This is a genomic window from Variovorax sp. CF079, assembly GCF_900101545.1.
Classification (GTDB): domain Bacteria; phylum Pseudomonadota; class Gammaproteobacteria; order Burkholderiales; family Burkholderiaceae_C; genus Variovorax.
In genome coordinates, this window is sequence record NZ_FMZU01000005.1 from 125,755 (window position 1) to 144,663 (window position 18,909).

19 protein-coding genes and 1 riboswitch are annotated in these 18,909 nt (G+C 68.6%); of the genes, 1 reads left to right on the forward strand and 18 read right to left on the reverse strand.

The annotated features are described in order from the left end of the window. Window positions 1-20 precede the first annotated feature (20 nt). A riboswitch (S-adenosyl-L-homocysteine riboswitch) is annotated at window positions 21-100 on the reverse strand. 10 nt (window positions 101-110) lie between these two features. Further along, the gene (locus BLS74_RS08115) at window positions 111-548 is read right to left on the reverse strand and encodes a PACE efflux transporter (RefSeq protein WP_093104361.1); all 438 of its coding nucleotides are present in this window, start codon (window positions 546-548) and stop codon (window positions 111-113) included. Between the two features lie 100 nt (window positions 549-648). Between BLS74_RS08115 and BLS74_RS08120 the strand changes: the two genes are divergently transcribed. Then, complete coding sequence (locus BLS74_RS08120) at window positions 649-1,539, forward strand: LysR family transcriptional regulator (RefSeq protein ID WP_093104362.1); 891 nt, start codon at window positions 649-651, stop codon at window positions 1,537-1,539. A gap of 4 nt (window positions 1,540-1,543) precedes the next feature. On the opposite strand, the gene BLS74_RS08125 is transcribed toward BLS74_RS08120, so the two are convergent. The 17 genes from BLS74_RS08125 to BLS74_RS08205 form a co-directional block, all read right to left on the reverse strand. Next, window positions 1,544-2,389: an SH3 domain-containing protein gene (locus BLS74_RS08125; RefSeq protein ID WP_093104364.1), complete on the reverse strand. Its 846-nt coding sequence runs from the start codon at window positions 2,387-2,389 to the stop codon at window positions 1,544-1,546. A 116-nt stretch (window positions 2,390-2,505) separates the two neighbouring features. Beyond that, a complete protein-coding gene (locus BLS74_RS08130) occupies window positions 2,506-3,552 on the reverse strand; it encodes a homocysteine S-methyltransferase family protein (protein ID WP_093104365.1) in 1,047 nt (348 codons plus the stop codon). Between the two features lie 53 nt (window positions 3,553-3,605). After that, the gene (gene hutG / locus BLS74_RS08135; RefSeq protein ID WP_093104367.1) at window positions 3,606-4,415 is read right to left on the reverse strand and encodes an N-formylglutamate deformylase; all 810 of its coding nucleotides are present in this window, start codon (window positions 4,413-4,415) and stop codon (window positions 3,606-3,608) included. Next, a complete protein-coding gene (locus BLS74_RS08140) occupies window positions 4,412-5,797 on the reverse strand; it encodes a formimidoylglutamate deiminase (RefSeq protein WP_093104368.1) in 1,386 nt (461 codons plus the stop codon). Before BLS74_RS08140 ends, hutG begins: the two co-directional genes overlap by 4 nt. Before the next feature lie 12 nt (window positions 5,798-5,809). Continuing rightward, the gene (gene hutI / locus BLS74_RS08145; protein WP_093104370.1) at window positions 5,810-7,039 is read right to left on the reverse strand and encodes an imidazolonepropionase; all 1,230 of its coding nucleotides are present in this window, start codon (window positions 7,037-7,039) and stop codon (window positions 5,810-5,812) included. A gap of 3 nt (window positions 7,040-7,042) precedes the next feature. Continuing rightward, on the reverse strand, window positions 7,043-7,657 hold the full coding sequence (locus BLS74_RS08150) for a HutD/Ves family protein (protein ID WP_093104371.1): 615 nt from the start codon (window positions 7,655-7,657) through the stop codon (window positions 7,043-7,045). Beyond that, the gene (locus BLS74_RS08155) at window positions 7,654-8,322 is read right to left on the reverse strand and encodes an amino acid ABC transporter permease (protein WP_093104373.1); all 669 of its coding nucleotides are present in this window, start codon (window positions 8,320-8,322) and stop codon (window positions 7,654-7,656) included. Before BLS74_RS08155 ends, BLS74_RS08150 begins: the two co-directional genes overlap by 4 nt. Before the next feature lie 12 nt (window positions 8,323-8,334). Continuing rightward, the gene (locus BLS74_RS08160) at window positions 8,335-9,087 is read right to left on the reverse strand and encodes a transporter substrate-binding domain-containing protein (RefSeq protein WP_093104374.1); all 753 of its coding nucleotides are present in this window, start codon (window positions 9,085-9,087) and stop codon (window positions 8,335-8,337) included. Between the two features lie 51 nt (window positions 9,088-9,138). Further along, window positions 9,139-10,107, reverse strand: coding sequence for a tripartite tricarboxylate transporter substrate binding protein (locus tag BLS74_RS08165; RefSeq protein WP_093104376.1), 969 nt, complete (start codon window positions 10,105-10,107; stop codon window positions 9,139-9,141). Then, window positions 10,107-10,913 carry a phosphate/phosphite/phosphonate ABC transporter substrate-binding protein gene (locus tag BLS74_RS08170; RefSeq protein ID WP_093104377.1) on the reverse strand — a complete coding sequence of 269 codons (807 nt, stop codon included), beginning with the start codon at window positions 10,911-10,913 and terminating at the stop codon, window positions 10,107-10,109. The genes BLS74_RS08165 and BLS74_RS08170 overlap by 1 nt, the downstream gene beginning before the upstream one ends. Before the next feature lie 5 nt (window positions 10,914-10,918). Then, complete coding sequence (locus BLS74_RS08175; RefSeq protein WP_093104379.1) at window positions 10,919-11,923, reverse strand: ornithine cyclodeaminase family protein; 1,005 nt, start codon at window positions 11,921-11,923, stop codon at window positions 10,919-10,921. A gap of 4 nt (window positions 11,924-11,927) precedes the next feature. After that, window positions 11,928-13,652 carry a urocanate hydratase gene (gene hutU, locus BLS74_RS08180; protein WP_093104380.1) on the reverse strand — a complete coding sequence of 575 codons (1,725 nt, stop codon included), beginning with the start codon at window positions 13,650-13,652 and terminating at the stop codon, window positions 11,928-11,930. A gap of 36 nt (window positions 13,653-13,688) precedes the next feature. Beyond that, the gene (gene hutH, locus BLS74_RS08185; RefSeq protein WP_093104382.1) at window positions 13,689-15,239 is read right to left on the reverse strand and encodes a histidine ammonia-lyase; all 1,551 of its coding nucleotides are present in this window, start codon (window positions 15,237-15,239) and stop codon (window positions 13,689-13,691) included. 55 nt (window positions 15,240-15,294) lie between these two features. Beyond that, window positions 15,295-16,047, reverse strand: a complete 753-nt coding sequence (gene hutC / locus BLS74_RS08190) for a histidine utilization repressor (protein WP_093104383.1) — start codon at window positions 16,045-16,047, stop codon at window positions 15,295-15,297. A gap of 1 nt (window position 16,048) precedes the next feature. Then, window positions 16,049-16,828, reverse strand: coding sequence for an ABC transporter ATP-binding protein (locus BLS74_RS08195; protein WP_093104676.1), 780 nt, complete (start codon window positions 16,826-16,828; stop codon window positions 16,049-16,051). Then, entirely contained in the window at window positions 16,828-17,691 is an 864-nt protein-coding gene (locus BLS74_RS08200; protein ID WP_093104385.1) for an ABC transporter permease, read from the reverse strand. Before BLS74_RS08200 ends, BLS74_RS08195 begins: the two co-directional genes overlap by 1 nt. Window positions 17,692-17,706: 15 nt before the next feature. After that, window positions 17,707-18,672: an ABC transporter substrate-binding protein gene (locus tag BLS74_RS08205; protein ID WP_093104386.1), complete on the reverse strand. Its 966-nt coding sequence runs from the start codon at window positions 18,670-18,672 to the stop codon at window positions 17,707-17,709. Window positions 18,673-18,909: the final 237 nt, after the last annotated feature.

The window sequence follows — 18,909 nt, forward strand, 5'->3', positions numbered from 1 at the left end:
GGCTCACCTGCGGAACGTGGGTCAGGCGAGCGTCGTTGCAAGCCCAAGCCTGACGCGGACGCTTCGGACGGAAGGTACCGCGCTGCAACGCTCCTTGGGAGCCGCGGATTTTACGCCGGCTGGGCCACGCCGGCGGCCGATGCGGGCAGGCCGAACAGCAGGTCGAAGGCCCAGTTGAAGACGAAGGTGTAGACCAGGAAGAACACCACCAGGCCCAGGTCCATCACCAGCGCCTGCCACAGGCTCACCTCCATCCACCAGGCGAAGACCGGCACCAGGAAGGCGACCAGGCCGCCCTCGAAGCCGATCGCGTGGGCGACGCGACGGCGCAAGCTGCGGCCGCGCACGGCCTGGCGCGACTCCCAGCGCTCGAACAGGGTGTTGAAAGCGAGGTTCCAGAGGATCGCGATGACCGAGGCGATGACGGCCAGCACGCCCGAGTGGCCCATGCCCTGCCCCGACATCAGCGCCAGTCCAGCGCTGGCCGCGACGATGGCGAGACCTTCGTAGAGCGTGATGTAGACGACGCGGCGCTTGAGCCCTTGCATGAAATCTTCCTGTTTGGATTGGCGGTTTGGCCCCTACTTTATGTGCGCTCATCTGATATAAAAAGTCATCTTCTTTCAAAATTATTGAAAGGCCGTTGCCATGAGTTTTTCCAGCGACAACGTGCACGTGTTTCTGGCCGTGCTCGACCACGGCTCCTTCTCGGCCGCCGCGCGGGCGCTCGGCCGCGTGCCCTCGGCGGTGAGCATGGCGATCGCGAACCTCGAGGCCGAGCTGGACCTGCCGCTCTTCGACCGCGGCGGCCGCGAGCCCCAGCCGACGGCCGCGGCGCGTTCGCTGGAGCCGCAGGCGCGGCTGCTCGCCGCGCAGCTCAAGCAGCTGCAGGTGCAGGCGCTGGCGCTGACGCAGGGCCTGGAGAACCGGCTCACGCTCGCGATCGCGCCCGAGCTGCTGGCCGCGCCGTGGAGCGCGCCGCTGGCCGCGCTGGCGCGGGAATACCCGCTGCTGGAAGTCGAGGTGCTGGCGGCGCCGCAAGCCGATGCGCTGGCGCTGCTGCACAGCGGCCGCGCGCAGTTGGCGCTGGTCTTCGAGCGGCCCAGCCTCGACGGCCGCGAGGGCTTTCAGGAAGTGGCCAGCGACACCATGGTGGCCGTGATGGCGCCCGACCATCCGGTGCTGGCCGCGGCCGGCGGCCGGCTGCGCGAGGAGCACCTGACGACCACGCGCCAGATCGTGGTGGCCGGGCGCGATCTCGCGACCAGCGACCCGCGCTTCGTCTTTGCGCGCCATGTCTGGCGCACCGACAACGCCTTGGCCGCGCTGAGCCTGATCACGGCCGGTCTCGGTTGGGGCTGGCTGCCGCGCAATTTCGCGCGGCCGCACGTGGCGGCCGGCGCGCTGGTGGAGATTCCGTTCGAGAACCTGTCGAACGGGCTCGACCTGTGGGTCGACGTGGTGTGGTCGCGCGAGCGCCCGCTGGGCCTGGGCGCGCAGCGCTTCGTCGCGCTGATCGCGCGCAAGAAGAAGCCCTAGAGCGCTACAGGCCGCCGCCTGGCCTGCTGTCCCCCGGCGTCGTGCCGGGCGGCGCGCGGTTGATCCGGTCCAGTTGCCTTTGCCGCGCCTCGGCGCCGGGCAGGGCAGCCGGCGGACGAACGCCCGGCTGGCCCGGATTCATGGCCGGCGGACGTCCCGGATGCACGTCCGGTGGACGACCCGGATGGACGTCCGGCGGTCGGCCCGGATGCACGTCCGGCGGGCCGGCGTGCTCCGGCGGACGGAAACCGCGGTCGGGACGCGGCGGCCGGACACCGTGATCCGGCGGTGGATGCTGCCCTGGCGAAGGCCGCCAGCCCGGCTGCGGCTGCGGACGGAAGCCCGGTCCCGGATGCGCGTAGCCGGGGTCGCGCCACGGATTGGGCCGCCAGTCCGGCCGCGGCGCCGGCACCGGGCGCCAGCCGGCGACGGGCGGCGGCGGATGGTGGCCGCCCCACCAGCGCCGCTCGCCGTACCAGGGGCGGTCGCGGTAGTGGTTGCTCCAGTAGTTGCCGATCGTGAAGCCGACGATCGGCACGCCGATGATGGCGCCGTAGGTGGCCAAGGGCACGCGCCGGTCATCATCGTAGGCGTAGTCGATGTTGGCGGCATAGACCCAGCCGCGCAGCCCGTCGGGCAGCACCACGTCGCACCATGCATAGCCGCTGGTGCAGCCGAGCACCTCGAAGGGCTGGCCATGGCCGAGTCGCGCCACCAGCGGGTAGTCGCCCGAGGGGCCGGCACGCAGATTGACCGTGCCGCGGGCGAAGGCCTCCTGCGCCGCCGCGGCGACCGGCAGAACCAGGGCGATGGTGCCGATGCCGATCCATCGCTGGACGAGCTTGTTCATGGAATGTTCCTTTGCGCTCAGGCTACGCGCGCTCGACATGTTGTCAATCAGCCACGGCCTACCCTCAGCAACGGCCAGCCGCGCAAAGACGTGCACCGCCAGGGTGCTTCTTTACCTCAGGCCGCTTCGGGATACGCGGCCGCGCGATGCAGCGTGCGCCCCGCGAGCGGCGCCACCGAGCGCCCGATGGCGGCGATGTGGTCGGGCGTGGTGCCGCAGCAGCCGCCGACGATGTTGACCAGCCCCTCGGCCGCAAACTCGTGCAGCAGGCGCGAGGTGACCTCGGGCGTTTCGTCAAAGCCGGTTTCGCTCATCGGATTGGGCAGGCCGGCATTGGGGTAGCAGCTGATGAAGGTGTCGTCGGCCACGCGCGCCAGTTCCTGGATGTAGGGCCGCATCAGCGCCGCGCCCAGCGCGCAGTTGAGGCCGATGGCCAGCGGCCGCGCATGGCGCACGCTGTGCCAGAAGGCGGTCACGGTCTGGCCGCTCAGGATGCGGCCGGAGGCATCGGTCACGGTGCCGCTGATGACGAGCGGCAGGCGCTCGCCGCTGGTCTCGAAGTACTCGTCGATCGCGAACAGCGCGGCCTTGGCGTTGAGGGTGTCGAAGATGGTCTCGACCAGCAGCACGTCGGCGCCGCCTTCGACCAGCGCCTCGACCTGCTCGTAATAGGACGCGCGCAGCTCCTCGAAGCTCACGTTGCGCGCGCCGGGGTCGTTCACGTCGGGGCTGATGCTGGCGGTCTTGGGCGTCGGGCCGAGGGCGCCGGCCACGAAGCGCGGTTTGTCGGGCGTGCTGAACTTGTCGCAGGCGGCGCGCGCGATGCGGGCCGATTCGAGGTTCATCTCGCGCGCCAGCTCGGCCATCTTGTAGTCCTCCTGCGCGATGCGGGTCGCGCCGAAGGTGTTGGTCTCGATCAGGTCGGCGCCGGCGGCCAGATAGCCTTCGTGGATGTCGCGGATCACGTCGGGGCGGGTCAGCGAGAGCAGCTCGTTGTTGCCCTTGACGTCGCGCGGAAAGTCCTTGAAGCGCTCGCCGCGGTACTGGGCCTCGCTGAGCTTGAAGCGCTGGATCATCGTGCCCATCGCACCGTCGAGGATGGCGATGCGTTCGGCCAGGATGCCGGGCAGTTGCTGGGCGCGGGTGTAGACGAGGGGCTTCATGCCCCGGATTGTAGAAAGCGCGCCATGGCCCGGCCCGTGGGCGGTTATCGGTTCTATTGCTCGACGAAATCAAGCACCGCCTCGATCATGCGCCGCACCTGCGGCTGCACGCCGGCCGCGACTTCGGGCAGGTAGTCGAAGGGCAGCTTCTCCTGCATGTAGCTGGCCTGCGTCATTTCGAGCTGTACTGCGTGCACGCCGGCGGCCGGGTTGCCGTACTGGCGCGTGATGTGGCCGCCCTTGAAGCGGCCGTTGAGCGCCGCGGTGTAGGCCGGGTTCGAGGTCGCGATGCCGAGCAGCGCGGCGGCCAGCGCCGGATCGCAGCTCGCGCCGTCAGCGCTGCCGAGATTCAGGTCGGTCAGCCGCCCCTCGAAGAAGCGCGGCAGCACCGAGCGGATCGAGTGCGCATCCCACAGCGCGATGGTGCCGTGGGCGGCTTTCAGGCGGTCGAGCTCGGCCTGCAGCTGCTGGTGGTAGGGGCGCCAGATCGCGTCGACGCGCGCTGCGATCTCGGCCTCGCCGGGCAGGTCGCCGGCGGCGTAGAGCGGGGTCTTGTCGAAGGTATCGACCGGGCACAGGCCGGTGGTGTCTTGACCGGGGTAGAGGTTCTGGTTGTCCGGCGGGCGGTTCAGGTCGACCACATAGCGCGAATGGGTGGCGACCAGCACCGAGGCGCCGAGCTCGTCGGCGAAGTCGTAGAGGCGCTCCAGATGCCAGTCGGTGTCCGGCACGTGGCGCGCCTCCTCGGTGAAGCGCGCCGCCAGCGCCGGCGGCACATGCGTGCCGACATGCGGCATCGAAATCAGCAGCGGGCGTGTGCCCTGCCGGAATCGGAAAGCGGGTTCGGTGGTTTCGAAGCTCATGGTGTTGTGAGAAGTTGCGTGCGCGCGGCGATGAACGCAGCCGCCGCTTGGGAATGAAGAGGATGGCGCCCGGCCGACACGCGCGGCCGGCCCGCGACCCAAACCGTGTCGACGGCACTGCTGCGATGGCTCGCGAACACATGGGCCGAGAGCATGTCGGCGGCGGACAGGCCGGCCAGCGACGGATGCGCAGCATCCAGCACCACGAAGTCGGCCTGCTGGCCGGGCGCGAGCCCGGCGACTGCGCGGCCCGATGCCTGCGCCCCGCCCTGCACGGCCGCCAGCGTCATCGCGCTCGCCACCGAAGGCTCGCCCGCATCGGCCCCGACATTGCGCTGGCGGGTCGCCAGCCGCTGGCTGTATTCGAGCATCATCAATTCCTCGGCCGCGTTGACGCAGGCGTGGCTATCCGAGCCCACGCCCCAGCGGCCGCCGGCCCCGCGCCAGGCGCCGAAATCGAAGATGCCGTCGCCGAGGTTAGCCTCGGTGGTCGGGCACAGGCCCGCGACTGCGCCGCTCGCGGCGGCGCGCCGGTACTCGGCCGCATCCATGTGCGTGGCATGCACCAGGCACCAACGCGCATCGACCTCGGCGTGGTCCAGCAGCCAGGCGACCGGGCGCTGGCCGCTCCAGGCCAGGCAGGCATCGACTTCGGCGGTCTGCTCGGCGATGTGGATATGGACGGGCGCCGTGGCATCGATCGCATCCAGGCCCGCCAGCGCCTCGCGCAGGCCCTCGGGCGGCACGGCGCGCAGCGAGTGCGGCGCCAGGCCCAGCCGCGCGCCCTGCGCTTCGCACAGCGGGCGCAGGCGCTCGAGCAGGCGCAGCATCGAATCGGTAGCGCGGATGAAGCGGCGCTGGCCCTCGTTCGGCGGCAGCCCGCCGAAGCCGCTGGTCTGGTAGAGCACGGGCAGCAGCGTGAGGCCGATGCCGGTGCGCTCGGCCGCGCGCAGCAAAGCGAGCGCGAGTTCGGCGTCGTCGACATAGGGCGTGCCGTCGGGCGCGTGGTGCAGGTAGTGGAACTCGCAGACCGCGCTGTAGCCGGCTTCGAGCATCTCGATGTAGAGCCAGGTCGCGATCGCCTCGACCTGCGCGGGCGAGATCTGCGCGGCGAAGCGGTACATCAGCGTGCGCCAGCTCCAGAAGCTGTCCTGCGCCGCGCCGCGGAATTCGGTGAGCCCGCCGAAGGCGCGCTGGAAGGCATGCGAGTGCAGGTTGGGCATGCCGGGGATCAGGGGGCCTGCGGACACGGGCGCGTCCCGGGGCGCCACGGCATCGGGCTGCACCTGCGTGAGCCGGCCCGCATCGTCCCAACTCAGCAGCACGTTGCGGCGCCAGCCGGTGGGCAGCAGCGCATCTTTGGCGAAGAGGGTCTTGCTCATCGGGATTTACTTCTATGCAATGCGTCCTTGCCGCACGATGCGCCTCGCCGCACGCCGGCCGAACCAGTAGGCCAGTTCCGCCACGTCGCGGGCGTCCCACAGCACGAAGTTGGCCGGCGCGCCGATGGCGATCACGCCGTGCGTTTCCTGCAGGCCCAGCGCGCGCGCCGCATGCACGGTCACGCCGGCCAGCGCCTCGGGCACGGTGAGGCGGAACAGCGTGCAGGCCATGTTCATCATCAAGAGCAGGCTCAGCGCCGGCGAGGTGCCGGGGTTGTGGTCGGTGGAAACGGCCATCGGCACGCCGGCCGCGCGCAGCGCCTCGATCGGCGGCAGGTGGGTGTCGCGCAGCGTGTAGTAGGCGCCGGGCAGCAGCACGGCCACCGTGCCGGCCTCGCGCATCGCGGCGATGCCCTCGGCCGAGAGGTGCTCAACGTGGTCGCAGGACAGCGCACCGTAGCGCGCCGCGAGCGCCGCGCCCCCCATGTCGGAGAGCTGCTCGGCATGCAGCTTGACCGGCAGACCGAGCGCCTGCGCGGCCTGGAACACGCGCTCGGTCTCGGCGAGCGAGAAGGCGATGCGCTCGCAGAACACGTCGACCGCATCGACCAGCCCTTCGGCCGCCAGCGCCGGCATCATCTGGTTGCAGACGAGCTCGATGTAGTCGCCGCTGCGCCCCGCGTATTCGGGCGGCAGCGCATGGGCGCCGAGGAAGGTGGTGCGCACCGTGACGCCGTAGGCCTCGCCCAGCCGCCGCGCCACGCGCAGCTGCTTGCGTTCGTGTTCGAGCGAGAGGCCATAGCCGGACTTGATCTCGATCGCGCACACGCCGTCGGCCAGCAATTGTTCGAGCCGCGGCGCGGCCTGTGCATAGAGCGTGTCTTCGTCGGCTTCGCGCGTGGCGCGCACCGACGAGACGATGCCGCCGCCGGCCTTCGCCACTTCTTCGTAGCTGGCACCCGCGAGCCGCATCGCGAACTCGTTGGCGCGCTGGCCGCCATAGACCAGGTGCGTGTGGCAGTCGACCAGGCCGGGCGTGACGAGTGCGCCGCCGCCCTCGTGCCGCGGCAATCCCGCGCACTCGGCCGGCAACGAGGCCGCGGCGCCGATCCATCGGATCACACCCTGCTCGACCACGATGGCAGCCTCAGTGTCCTCGGGCAGGTCTGCATAGCGCAAGGCGCCGGGCGCGAGAAGCAGGCCAGTCCACAGGCCGTCGGCGGAGGCAAGAGAAGATGGCATGGGTCAGGTCTCCGGGTTGTCCGCCTGTTCGTGGCATGGATCGAATCGAACGGCCAACAGCCGCGCATCGGCACCGTCGGGCCTGGCGTGCCAGGCATGCGGCGCATCGGCCCACCACAGGCCCTCGCCTTCGGCGCAGTCGATGATCGACATGCCGTCGAGCTCCCACTGTCCGCGCAGCGCCAGCAGCATGCCGTGGGTCGCGCTGCCCAGCAGCGCCGCGCTTTCCAGCACCTGGAGCTTCGCATGCCAGCGCCCGCGGCGCGTCATCACGTTGAAGTCGCTCGACGCGCCGCCCAGCAGCGTGCAGGCCAGCGGCAGGTCGCCGCTGAAGGCAAAGGGGTGGTGCAGGGTCGCGAGGCGGTGGTCGAGCGCGTGGCCGGCCGGGTCGGCCGAACGCAGCTGCACGCCATCGCCGGCCAGCAGCATGATCGTGCGGTCGATGCCCGGGAACACCGAGAACGGGCCGCTCGCGGCGATGGTGGCGATGGACAGGCGCCATTCGAAATCACCGAGCCCCGCGCCGGGCGGCCAGCAGGCGATCTCGCGCGTGCTGCCGCCGCCGTTCTTCCACGGCGTGACGGGCAAGGTGGCGGTATCGAAGCCGTGCAGGCTCATCGCACCAGCCCTCCCTGCCGCAGCCGCTGCTCGAAATGCCGCAGCACCAGCGTGACCGCGCCGGTCAGCGCGAAGTAGACGGCCGCGATGGCCAGGTAGAGCTCGAGCGAGCGGTACGACACGCTGATGATCTTCTGGCCTTCGTGCATCAGATCGTGGATCGTCAGCAGCGACACCAGCGCCGAGTTCTTGATGAGCGCAATGAACTCGTTGCCCAGCGGCGGGATCATGCGCACCACCGCCTGCGGCAGGATGATGTGCCGCATCGCCGCCGAAGGCCGCATGCCGAGCGACTGCGCCGCCATCGTCTGGCCGCGGTCGATCGACTGGATCGCGCCGCGCACGATCTCCGACACGTAGGCGCCCGAGTACACGCCGAGCCCGAGCACGCCGCACACGAAGGCCGGCAGCAAGAGGCCGAAATGCGGCAGCCCGAAGAACAGGATGAAGAGCTGCACCAAAAGCGGCGTGCCGCGGATCGCCGCCACGTAGGCGGTGCAGAGCGCGTAGAGCGTCTTGCGGCGCGGATCGAGCCGGCCGATGCCCACCAGAAGCCCCAGCACGCAGCCCAGCAGCAAGGCGCAGGCCGTGATCTCCACGGTGACCAGCGCGCCGCGCAGCAGCGCGGGCCAGCCCTCGAAAACCGGCGCAAAGTCCAGATCCATGGCGGTGCCGGTCTACTTCGCGGTGTTGCTGAACCACTTCTTGACGATCTGCGCGTAGGTGCCATCGGCCTTGAGCTTCTCGATGGCGCCGTTCACGGCCTTGGTGAGTTCGGGCGTGTCCTTGCGGATCGCCATGCCGTACTCCTCGGTCGTGAGCTGCTCGTCGAGCACGCGCAGGCCGGGGCGCGTGCGCACGTACTGGTAGGCGGCGGGCTTGCCGGTCACGGCCGCGTCGCTGCGGCCGATGTCGACGAGGTTGAACATCTCCTGGTTCTTCTCGACCTCGACCAGCTGCACCTGCGGATACTTCTCCTTCACGTAGCCGACCGACTTGGTGCCGACCTGCACGCTGACCTTCTTGCCGTTGAGGTCGGCGGGCGTCTTGATGGCGGCATTGCCCTCCTTCACCATCGCGACCAGGCCGCCGGCGTAGTAGGGAATGGTGAAGTCGACCACCTTCTTGCGCTCGTCGGTGATGTAGATCGCCGACACGGCCATGTCGAAGCGCTTCGACACCAGGCCCGGCACCAAGCCCTTGAAGTCGATGTCGACCCACTCGATCTTGCGGCCCAGCGTCTTGCCGATGGCCTCGACCAGCTCGACGTCGAAGCCGGTGCGCCTGCCGTTTTCGACGAATTCCATCGGCGGGAAGGTGGCGTCGGTGGCGACCGTGAGCACGTTGTTCTGCGCCAGCGCAGAAGCCGTGAAGCCGAACGCGGCGAAGCCGGCAAGGCCTGCGATCAGGAGGTGGCGGCGAAATGGCATGAGAAATTCTTTCTTGGTGACGAGAGGGTGGATCGAAGGCTTGTTGCGTGCTCACTCGGGCTTGATGTTCTTCTTCTTGATCACATCGGCCCAGCGCGCGGTTTCCGTCTGGATCGTCGCAACGATCTGCTGCGGCGTGCCGCTGCCGGGCTCGAGGCCGAGCACGGCGAACTTCTCTTTCATCTCGGGCTTGGCCAGCACACGCGCGCTTTCGGCGTTGAGGCGATCGACGACGGCCTTGGGCGTCGCAGCAGGTGCCATCAGTGCGTACCATGACACGGCCTCGAAGCCAGGCAAGCCATGCTCGGCGATGGTCGGCAGCTCGGGCATCGTGGCGGAGCGCTTGAGGCTGGCGACGCCGAGCGCGCGCAGCTTGCCGGACTTGACGTGCGGCAGCACCGCGGACATCGAACCGAACATCATCGTCACCTGCCCGCCCACCACGTCGTTCAGCGCCGGCCCGATGCCTTTGTAGGGAACGTGGATCAGCTGCAGATCGGCATCGAGCGCCATCAGCTCGCCGGCCAGATGGGCCTGGCTGCCCGCGCCGGGCGATGCGAAGCTCAAGCTGCCGGGCTTCTGCCTGGCGAGCGCCAGCAGCTCCTTCACCGACTTCGCCGGCACGGCGGCGTTCACCACCAGCACGTTCTCGACCGTCGCGAGCATCGCGACCGGCTGCAGCTCCGAGGCCTTGTACGGCAGCGCAGGAAAGAGGCTCGGGTTCACCGCGATGTTGCCGACCGGCACGATGCCGAGCGTGTAGCCGTCGGGCGCGGCCTTGGCAATCAGGTCGACGCCGATGTTGCCGGCGGCACCGACCTTGTTCTCGACCACGAAGGGCTGGCCCAGGATCTCGGTGAACTCCTGCCCCAGCACGCGGGCCACCACATCGGCCGGACCGCCCGGCGCGAAGGGCACGATCACGTGGACCGGCTTGGCGGGATAGGCCTGCGCGTGCGCCGCCAACGGCAGGGCGAGCAGCAGGGGCAACAGAAAGGCGAGGCGGCGCTTGATCATCATCAGAGTTCCTCGAACGGTGGAATGGCACGCTGGGCGATCGCCGCGAGGACCTCGTAGTCTGCGGGATCGGGGACGGCGAAGCCTGCAAGCAACAAGCGTTCCGTCACGGCTTCGAGTTCCGGTGCATCCGCCGCCGCGCGCAAGGCATCGCGCAGGCGCGCGAGTTCGTCGGACGCGAGCGCCGCCGTCGCAACCAGCGGCGGGATCGGCATCGCCTCGGTGCTGGCGATGATGCGCACCCGCTGCGCCGACGCGGGCTCGTTGTGACGCAGCAGGTCATGGTAGTAGCTGTCGAGCGGGCCGACGTCGATGCGGCCTGCGGCCAGGGCTTCGATGACGCCGCGTGCGTGGATGAGATTGCCCACCGCTCGGGCATAGAGCCGCGGCCTGTGCGTGGCGCGGTACGGCGCGAGATGGTTGCGGAAGGCGACGCCGCCAGACATCGAGTCGGCCAGCGTGTAGCCCACCACGCCGCCGAAGGTATCTTCGAGGCGTTCGTACTTCGAATCGGCACGCACCACGATGTCGGTGAAGTAGACCGGCCGGCCCTCGTAGCGCGCCGGCGACGGGATCGGCGCGGCGACCAGCGCGGGCCGCGGCGCGCGTTGCGAGAACGGCAGGCCGCACATCATCGCGAGGCCCAGGTCATCGCGCGCCCACAGCGCCGAGAGCGGAGCCGGGGCGTCGTAGTCGATCACGTCCCAATCAAGCCCGGCGCGCGCGAGCGCCCACGCGAACAGCGCTTTCCAGTCGGCGCGCGCCGAGGCGGTGGCCGAGTACATGCGCGCGTTGGCGACCGGCGTCATCGATCTCAGCGGAAGCGCAGCTGCTGTCCGAGGCCCATGGTCTTCGCCTTCGCGAGCATGGCGGAGCCGAGTGCGATGTCCGACAGCGAGAGGCCGCGGTGCCAGAAGAGATTGGTTTCTTCTTCGCTTTCGCGTCCGGGTTTGAGGCCGGCCACGATCTGGCCGAGCTCGGCATGCAGCGTCTTCTCGGACAACTTGCCGCTGTCCACGTGCGCGCGCAGCGCACCGAAGGGGCCGGCCTTGGCCTGGCCCCAGTCGTCCATCACCATCTTGTCCATGATGTCGGTCAGCGAGAGCTCGACCGCGCTCATGGTGCCGTAGGGAATCACGCAGGCGCCCTTCTTGATCCACTCGGTCTTGAGCATCGGCGCGGGCTTCTCGAGGCGCGAGGCCTCGACCACGATGTCGGCGCCGCGCACGCAGGATTCCCAGTCTTCGGTGACGGTGATCTTCATGCCGAGATCGCGTTCCAGGCGTGCGGCGAAGGCGTCGCGGCTCTCGGGCCGGCGCGAGTGCACGCGGATCTCGTCGAAGTGGAAGATCGAATGCAAGAGGCGCACATTCCAGTACGAGGTGCCGCGCGCGCCGATGTGGCCGAGGATCTTCGAATTCTTGCGCGCCAGATGCTTGGCGCCGATGGCGGTGAGCGCGCCGGTGCGCATGTCGGTGATGTCGGAGGCATCGATGATCGCCACAGGGACGCCGGTCTTCGGGTCGAAGAGGTTGAGCAGCGCGAGCTCCGACGGCAGGCCCACTTCGTAGTTGCGATAGAAGTCGCCCACCACCTTCACGCCCGCCACGCCGAGCGGCCGGATGTAGCCGCGCAGCACGTTGAAGTGGCCCGGGTAATCCTTCTCGGGCACCAGGTGCATGCGCGGCTCGATGGTGGTCTGGCCACGACCCTGGGCCAGCAAGCCGTCCTCGACCGCAGCGACGATCTCGGCGTCGGTCATCGCCAGCGCCTTGACGTGGAGATGGTTCAGGTAGTGCAGGTAGATCTCGGACGACATCGCGTCAGCCCTGCTTGACCATCGGCAGGTTCAGCGCGTGCTTCTTCGCGGTGGCGACGGCCTGCTCGTAGCCCGCATCGGCATGGCGCATCACGCCGGTGGCCGGGTCGTTCCAGAGCACGCGCTCGATGCGCTTGGCCGCCGCGTCGCTGCCGTCGCAGACGATCACCACGCCCGAATGCTGCGAGTAGCCCATGCCGACGCCGCCGCCGTGGTGCAGGCTGACCCAGGTCGCGCCGCCGGCGGTGTTGAGCAGCGCGTTGAGCAGCGGCCAGTCGGAGACGGCGTCGCTGCCATCCTTCATTGCTTCGGTCTCGCGGTTGGGGCTTGCGACCGAGCCGGTGTCGAGGTGGTCGCGGCCGATCACGATCGGGCCCTTGAGTTCGCCCGACTTCACCATCTCGTTGAAGGCGAGGCCCGCCTTGTGGCGCTCGCCCAGGCCCAGCCAGCAGATGCGCGCCGGCAGGCCCTGGAACGCGATGCGCTCGCGCGCCATGTCGAGCCAGCGATGCGTGTGCGTGTTCTCGGGGAACAGTTCCTTGATCTTGGCGTCAGTCTTGTAGATGTCTTCCGGGTCGCCCGAAAGCGCCACCCAGCGGAACGGGCCCTTGCCTTCGCAGAACAGCGGCCGGATGTAGGCCGGAACGAAGCCGGGGAAGTCGAAGGCGTTCTTGACCCCCTCGTCGAAAGCGACTTGGCGGATGTTGTTGCCGTAGTCGACCGTGGGAATGCCCATGGCCTGGAAGTCGAGCATGGCCTGCACATGCACCGCGCAGGACTTGGCGGCTGCCTTGCGCAAGGTCGGATGCTGCGTCACGTCTGCCTTGGCGGCCTCCCATTGCGCAAGCGTCCAGCCGATCGGCAGGTAGCCGCTCGCGAGATCGTGCGCCGAGGTCTGGTCGGTCACGAGGTCGGGCTTGATGCCGCCGGCCTTGGCGCGCTTCACGAGTTCGGGCAGCACCTCGGCCGCGTTGCCCAAGAGGCCGATCGACACCGCTTCCTTGGCGGCCGTGTGCTGCTTGATCAGCGCGATCGCGTCGTCGATGTCCTTGGCCTGCTTGTCGAGGTAGCGCGTGCGCAGGCGGAAGTCGATGCTGGCCTGCTGGCATTCGATGTTGAGCGAGACCGCGCCGGCGAGCGTGGCCGCCAGCGGCTGCGCGCCGCCCATGCCGCCGAGGCCTGCGGTGAGGATCCACTTGCCCGAAAGATCGTCGTTGTAGTGCTGGCGGCCGGCCTCGACGAAAGTCTCGAAGGTGCCTTGCACGATGCCCTGGCTGCCGATGTAGATCCAGCTGCCAGCAGTCATTTGGCCGTACATCATCAGGCCCTTGCGATCGAGCTCGCTGAAGTGTTCCCAGGTGGCCCACTTGGGCACGAGGTTGGAGTTGGCGATCAGCACGCGCGGCGCGTTCTCGTGCGTCTTGAACACGCCGACCGGCTTGCCCGACTGCACCAACAGCGTCTCGTCGTCGTTGAGCTCCTTCAGCGTCGCGAGGATCTGGTCGAAGGAGGCCCAGTCGCGCGCGGCGCGTCCGATGCCGCCGTAGACCACCAGGTCCTGCGGGCGCTCGGCGACCTCGGGATCGAGGTTGTTCTGCAGCATGCGAAACGGCGCCTCGGTGAGCCAGCTCTTGCAGCTGAGCGTGCTGCCGCGCGGGGCGCGGACCACGCGGCTCGCGTCATGGCGAGGATCGTTCTTCTGGGCGACGAACTTGTCGGGTGCATTCATGGCGTAGTGTCCTTTCGATGACGGAGGAGCGGTGTGTCAGGCCTGGCTGGGCAGGATGGCTTGCAGGGCTTCGGGCCAGCGGCCCCTGCGCGCCCACTGGCGCATGGATTCGATGTCGGGCGCGAGGAAGCGGTCCTGGTCGATGAAGGCGACGCGCTCGCGGATGGTGGTGAATTCGGCTTCGACGAGCGGTGAACTCTTGGGGCCACGCTTCAACTCGATGCCTTGCGCGGCGGCCATGGCTTCGATGCCGACGACGACCGCCGTGTTCTCCACCATCTCGGCCAGGCGCCGGCCCGCGAAGGTGGCCATCGACACATGGTCTTCCTGGTTGGCCGAGGTCGGCAAGCTGTCGACGCTGGCCGGATGCGCGAGCGACTTGTTCTCGGAGGCAAGCGCCGCGGCCGTGACCTGCGCGATCATGAAGCCCGAGTTGACGCCGCCGTCGCGCACCAGGAAAGGCGGCAGGCCCGAGAGCCCGCTGTCGAGCAGCAGCGCCATGCGGCGCTCGGAAATGGCGCCGATTTCGCTCACGGCGAGCGCGATGATGTCGGCCGCGAAGGCGACCGGCTCGGCGTGGAAGTTGCCACCGGAGATCACATCGCCGTTGTCGAACACGAGCGGGTTGTCGGATGCGGCATTGGCTTCGATGCGCAGCACGCGTGCCGCATGCGCGAGGTTGTCGAGGCAGGCGCCCATCACCTGCGGCACGCAGCGGACCGAGTACGGGTCCTGCACGCGGCCGCAATCGGCATGCGAGGGAATGATCTCGCTGCCTTCGAGCAGCGTGCGCACCGCGGCCGCCACGGCGATCTGGCCCGGCTGGCCGCGCGCGGCATGGATGCGCGCATCGAAGGGCTTGATCGAGCCCTGGATCGCTTCGAGCGAGAGCGCGCCCGCCATCAGCCCGGCCGCGAACACGTCCTCGGCGCCGAACAGGCCGGCGAGCGCGAGCGCCGTCGACACCTGCGTGCCGTTGAGCAGCGCGAGACCTTCCTTGGGGCCGAGCACGAAGGGCTTGAGCCCGATGCGCGACAGCGCCTCCGCGCCGCCGATCACCGCGCCGTCGGGCGCCGTGACCTCGCCCTCCCCGATCAGCACGCAGGCCAGGTGCGCCAGCGGCGCCAGATCGCCCGACGCGCCGACCGAGCCCTTGGACGGAATGCGCGGCAGCAGGCCGGCATTGCCGAGCGCGATCAGCGCATCGACGATCTCGGGCGCGATGCCCGAGTGGCCGCGCGCCAGGCTCACGGCCTTGGTCGCAAGCACCAGCCGCACCACGCCCTCGGGCAAGGGCGAACCGGTGCCGGCGCTGTGCGAGAGCACCAGGTTGCGCTGCAGCTCGGCCAGGCGCTCATGCGGAATGGTGGTCTGCGCGAGCTTGCCGAAGCCGGTGTTGATGCCGTAGACCGTCTCGCCGGCATCGACGATCCTGCGCACCGTCGCCTGGGACGCGAGCAGGCCGCTGCGCGCCGACGGATCCAGCGCGAGCTGCACGCCGCCGGCATGCACGCGGCGCAGCGTGGCGAGGTCGACTTCGCCGGGGGTGAGCACCAGCGGTGGGAGGGAAAGGGAGGCGTTGTCCATGCGGGGTCCTGTCTATACAAGTAGGTGCGTGCGAAGCCGGTTCTGGATTCGCCCGTCAGCCAAAGCTGGGATTGCCGTCGGCGCGGAAGCGGCTGCCCAGCCGATAGCGCGAAGCGGGATGCAGGCAGCGCACCATCGTCACCGGCACGCTGCGCGTCCAGGTGCGGCGCGTGAGCAGCAGGCAGGGATCGGTCACCGGCATCGCGAGGCGCTCGGCCTGCTCGGCCGTGGGCAGCACCGCATCGACGACGTGCTCGATCTGGTCGAAGGGCACGTTGCGAACCAGGTACTCGCTGGGCGAGACGGTGGAGAAGTCCTGCTCCAGGAAAGTCGGCACGGCGTGCGGATTGACGTGGCGGTCTTCGAGCTGCACCGGGATTTCGTTTTCCAGATGCAGGCACACGGTATGGAAGACCGACTCGCCGGGCCTGAGGTCCAGCCACACGGCGACGTCGGGTGAGGCCGCGATGCGCTCGGCCACCAGGAATTCGCAGCGGTAGTCGTGGCCGCGCACCCGGATCTCGCTCGCGATGTTGGCGATCTGCAAGAGCGTCGACTGCGGCTTGTTCTCGGCCACGAAGCTGCCCACGCCGGCCACGCGCACGATGCGCCCCTGCTCCACCAGCTCGCGCAGCGCGCGGTTGACCGTCATGCGCGCGACGCCGAACTGCGCGACCAGTTCGCTCTCCGACGGCAGCCGATGGCCGGCCGGCCAGGAGCCGTCCTGGATCTTGTGCGTGATGAAGGCCTTGACCTGCTCGTACAGCGCGAGTGCGGGCTGCGGCGGCTGGGCCTTGCGTGGGTTCATCTCAATGCTCCGCCGCCGCCATCGATTCGGCGCGGATCTCCTCGGTCAGCCGTGCCTTGATTTCCATGAACTCGGGCGAGGTCTTGATCGTGTAGTGGCGCGGATGCGGGAAGTCGACCGCGATCTCGCTCTTGATGCGGCCAGGCCGGGCGCTGAACACCGCAACGCGATTGGCCATGAAGATGGCTTCGTCGATGTCGTGAGTGACGAAGAGCACCGTCTTCTGCGCCGATTCCCAGATGCCGAGCAAGAGCTCCTGCATCAGCACGCGGGTCTGGTTGTCGAGCGCGCCGAAGGGCTCGTCGAGCAGGAGCATCTTCGGGTCGTTGGCGAGCGCCCGCGCGATCGCGGTGCGCTGCTGCATGCCGCCCGAGAGCTGCTTGGGAAAGTGGCTCTCGAAACCGCGCAGCCCCACCTTGGCGATGAAGTAGTCGCTGCGCTCCTTCTGCTCGGCCTCGCTCATGCCGCGCTCGCGCAGGCCGAAGCGGATGTTCTGCGCGATGGTGAGCCAGGGGAAGAGCGTGTAGCTCTGGAACACCACGCCGCGGTCGGCGCCCGGGCCTTCGATGGTCTGGCCGTCGAGCAGCACGCGGCCTTCGGTCGGATAGTCGAGGCCGGCGACGATGCGCAGCAAGGTCGACTTGCCGCAGCCCGAGGGGCCGAGGATGGTGACGAAGTCGTTTTCCTTGACCTCGAAGTCGATGGGCAACAGCGCCTGCGTGCTCTGGCCGCGCGTGCCGGTGAATGTGCGGGACACGCCGCGGATCGAAAGCTGGTTCATCAGATCGTGCTCCATGCGAACAGGCGGCGGTTCAAGGCCTTGAAGGCGAAATCCGAGATGAGGCCGATCACGCCGATGACGATGATCCCGAAGATGATCTGCCCGGTGTTGAGCAGCGCCTGGCTGTCGGTGATCATGTGGCCGATGCCCGAAGAGGAGCCGATCAGCTCGGCGACGATCACGTAGGTCCAGGCCCAGCCCAGCACCAGGCGCAGCGTTTCGGCGATGCCCGGTGCGGCGCCCGGGATCAGCACCCGCGCGACGATGCCGCGGCTGTTGGCGCCCAGCGTGTACGCAGCCTCGACCAGGTCGCGGCGCGCGCTGCCGACGGTGACGGCCACCATCAGCGTGATCTGGAACACCGAACCGATGAAGATGACCAGCAACTTCTGCGCCTCGCCGATGCCGGCCCACAGGATCAGCAGTGGGATGAAGGCCGAGGCCGGCAGGTAGCGGCAGAAGGAAACGAAGGGTTCGAAGAAGGCCTCGACGCTCTTCCAGGTGCCCATCGCGATACCCAGCGGCACGGCGACGATGGCGGCCAGCACGAAGCCGCCGAACACGCGCCACACCGTCATGCCGATGTCGTGGATGAAGTTGTACTCGGTGAAGAGCGAAACGCCTTCCTTGAGCATCGTGACCGGGCTGGCCAGGAAGGTGGGCGACACGAAGCCACCGAGCGTGAAGAAGGTCCAGACGACCACGAAGAGCACGAAGAAGCCCAGACCCAGCAGCCAGCGCGCACGCGCGCTGACGGGCTCGAGCGGCGCGAGGGCGCGGCGCCGCCGCGGCGCCGGCTCTGTGGCGGCCGGGCCGGCAGAGACTGCCGGCTTCGAAGCGTTGATGACGGGCGTCGCGTCCATGCTTGCTGCTCGCTCTTACTTGATGAAGCTGGTGTCGAAGGTGACCGAGAGATCCTCGGGCGCCTTGCGGATCACGCCGGCCTCCAGCAGGATGGCTTGGGCGTCCTTCATGAAGGGCGTGATCTCGCTGGCGAAGAACTTCTGGTTGGCCGCCTTGTCCGACCAGCGCAGATAGGCCGAGGACTTGGCGAACTGCTCGCCGGTCTGCTTGACGGCCGCGCCCATGATCTCGTTCGACTTGGCCGGGTCGGCCTTGATCATCTCGATGGCTTCGAAGTACGAGTTGGTCAGAGCCTGGGCTGCCTTGGCGTTGGCCTTGAGCCAGGTCGGCGCGCAGCCCACCGTGTCCATCACCATCGGGTAGTCGAGCGTGGTGGCGAGGATCTTGCCGGCCGCAGGGTTGGCGCGCACGGTTGAGAGGTAGGGCTCGTAGGTCATCGCGGCATCGTTCTGGCCGGCCACGAAGGCCTGCGCAGCGGGCTGCGGCTCGAGCGAGACCAGCTTGACGTCCTTCATCGTCATGCCGTTCTTGTTGAGCATCCAGGCCAGGCCGAAGTACGGCGCGGTGCCCGGCGCGCTGACGCCGACGGCCTTGCCCTTGAGGTCGGCGAAGCTCTTGACGTCGTTGCGCACGGCCAGGCCGTCGGCGCCATAGGACTTGTCCATCTGGAAGATCTGCACGATCGGCACGCCGTTGGCGTTCCAGGCCACATGGGTCTCGACCGTCGTGGCCGCGCACTGGATCGCGCCCGAGGCAAGCGCCAGATGGCGGTCCTTCTGCGGGATCATCTTGATCTCGACGTCCAGCCCGTTCTTCTTGAAGATGCCGGCCTTGTCAGCCAGCGTGAGCGGCGCGAAGCCGGTCCAGCCGGACATGCCGAGGGCGATCTTGGTTTCCTGCGCGTGGGCGTTCGCCGCCATGCCAGCGACACACACGCCCGCCGCCAGCAGCGAGGCGATTTTTCCGACCGTCTTGACCATCAAGGTTCTCCTGTTGCATTTGAAAAAAATTCGGCTCGCTGCAAGCGTCCGCAGGGACGGTTTGCTGGCAAGGGGCCGAGTTTCATTCGCTGCGATGCACCTGTATATACAGGTTAACCCGGGATTGCGGCCCCGATCAAGCCCGGCTTTGCCCGCTCCCAGTGCGCAGAATCGGTTTCATGCACCAAAAGCTGTCTAGACAGGATAGCGCAGCAGCGAATAGCGCCCTTGTTCGCA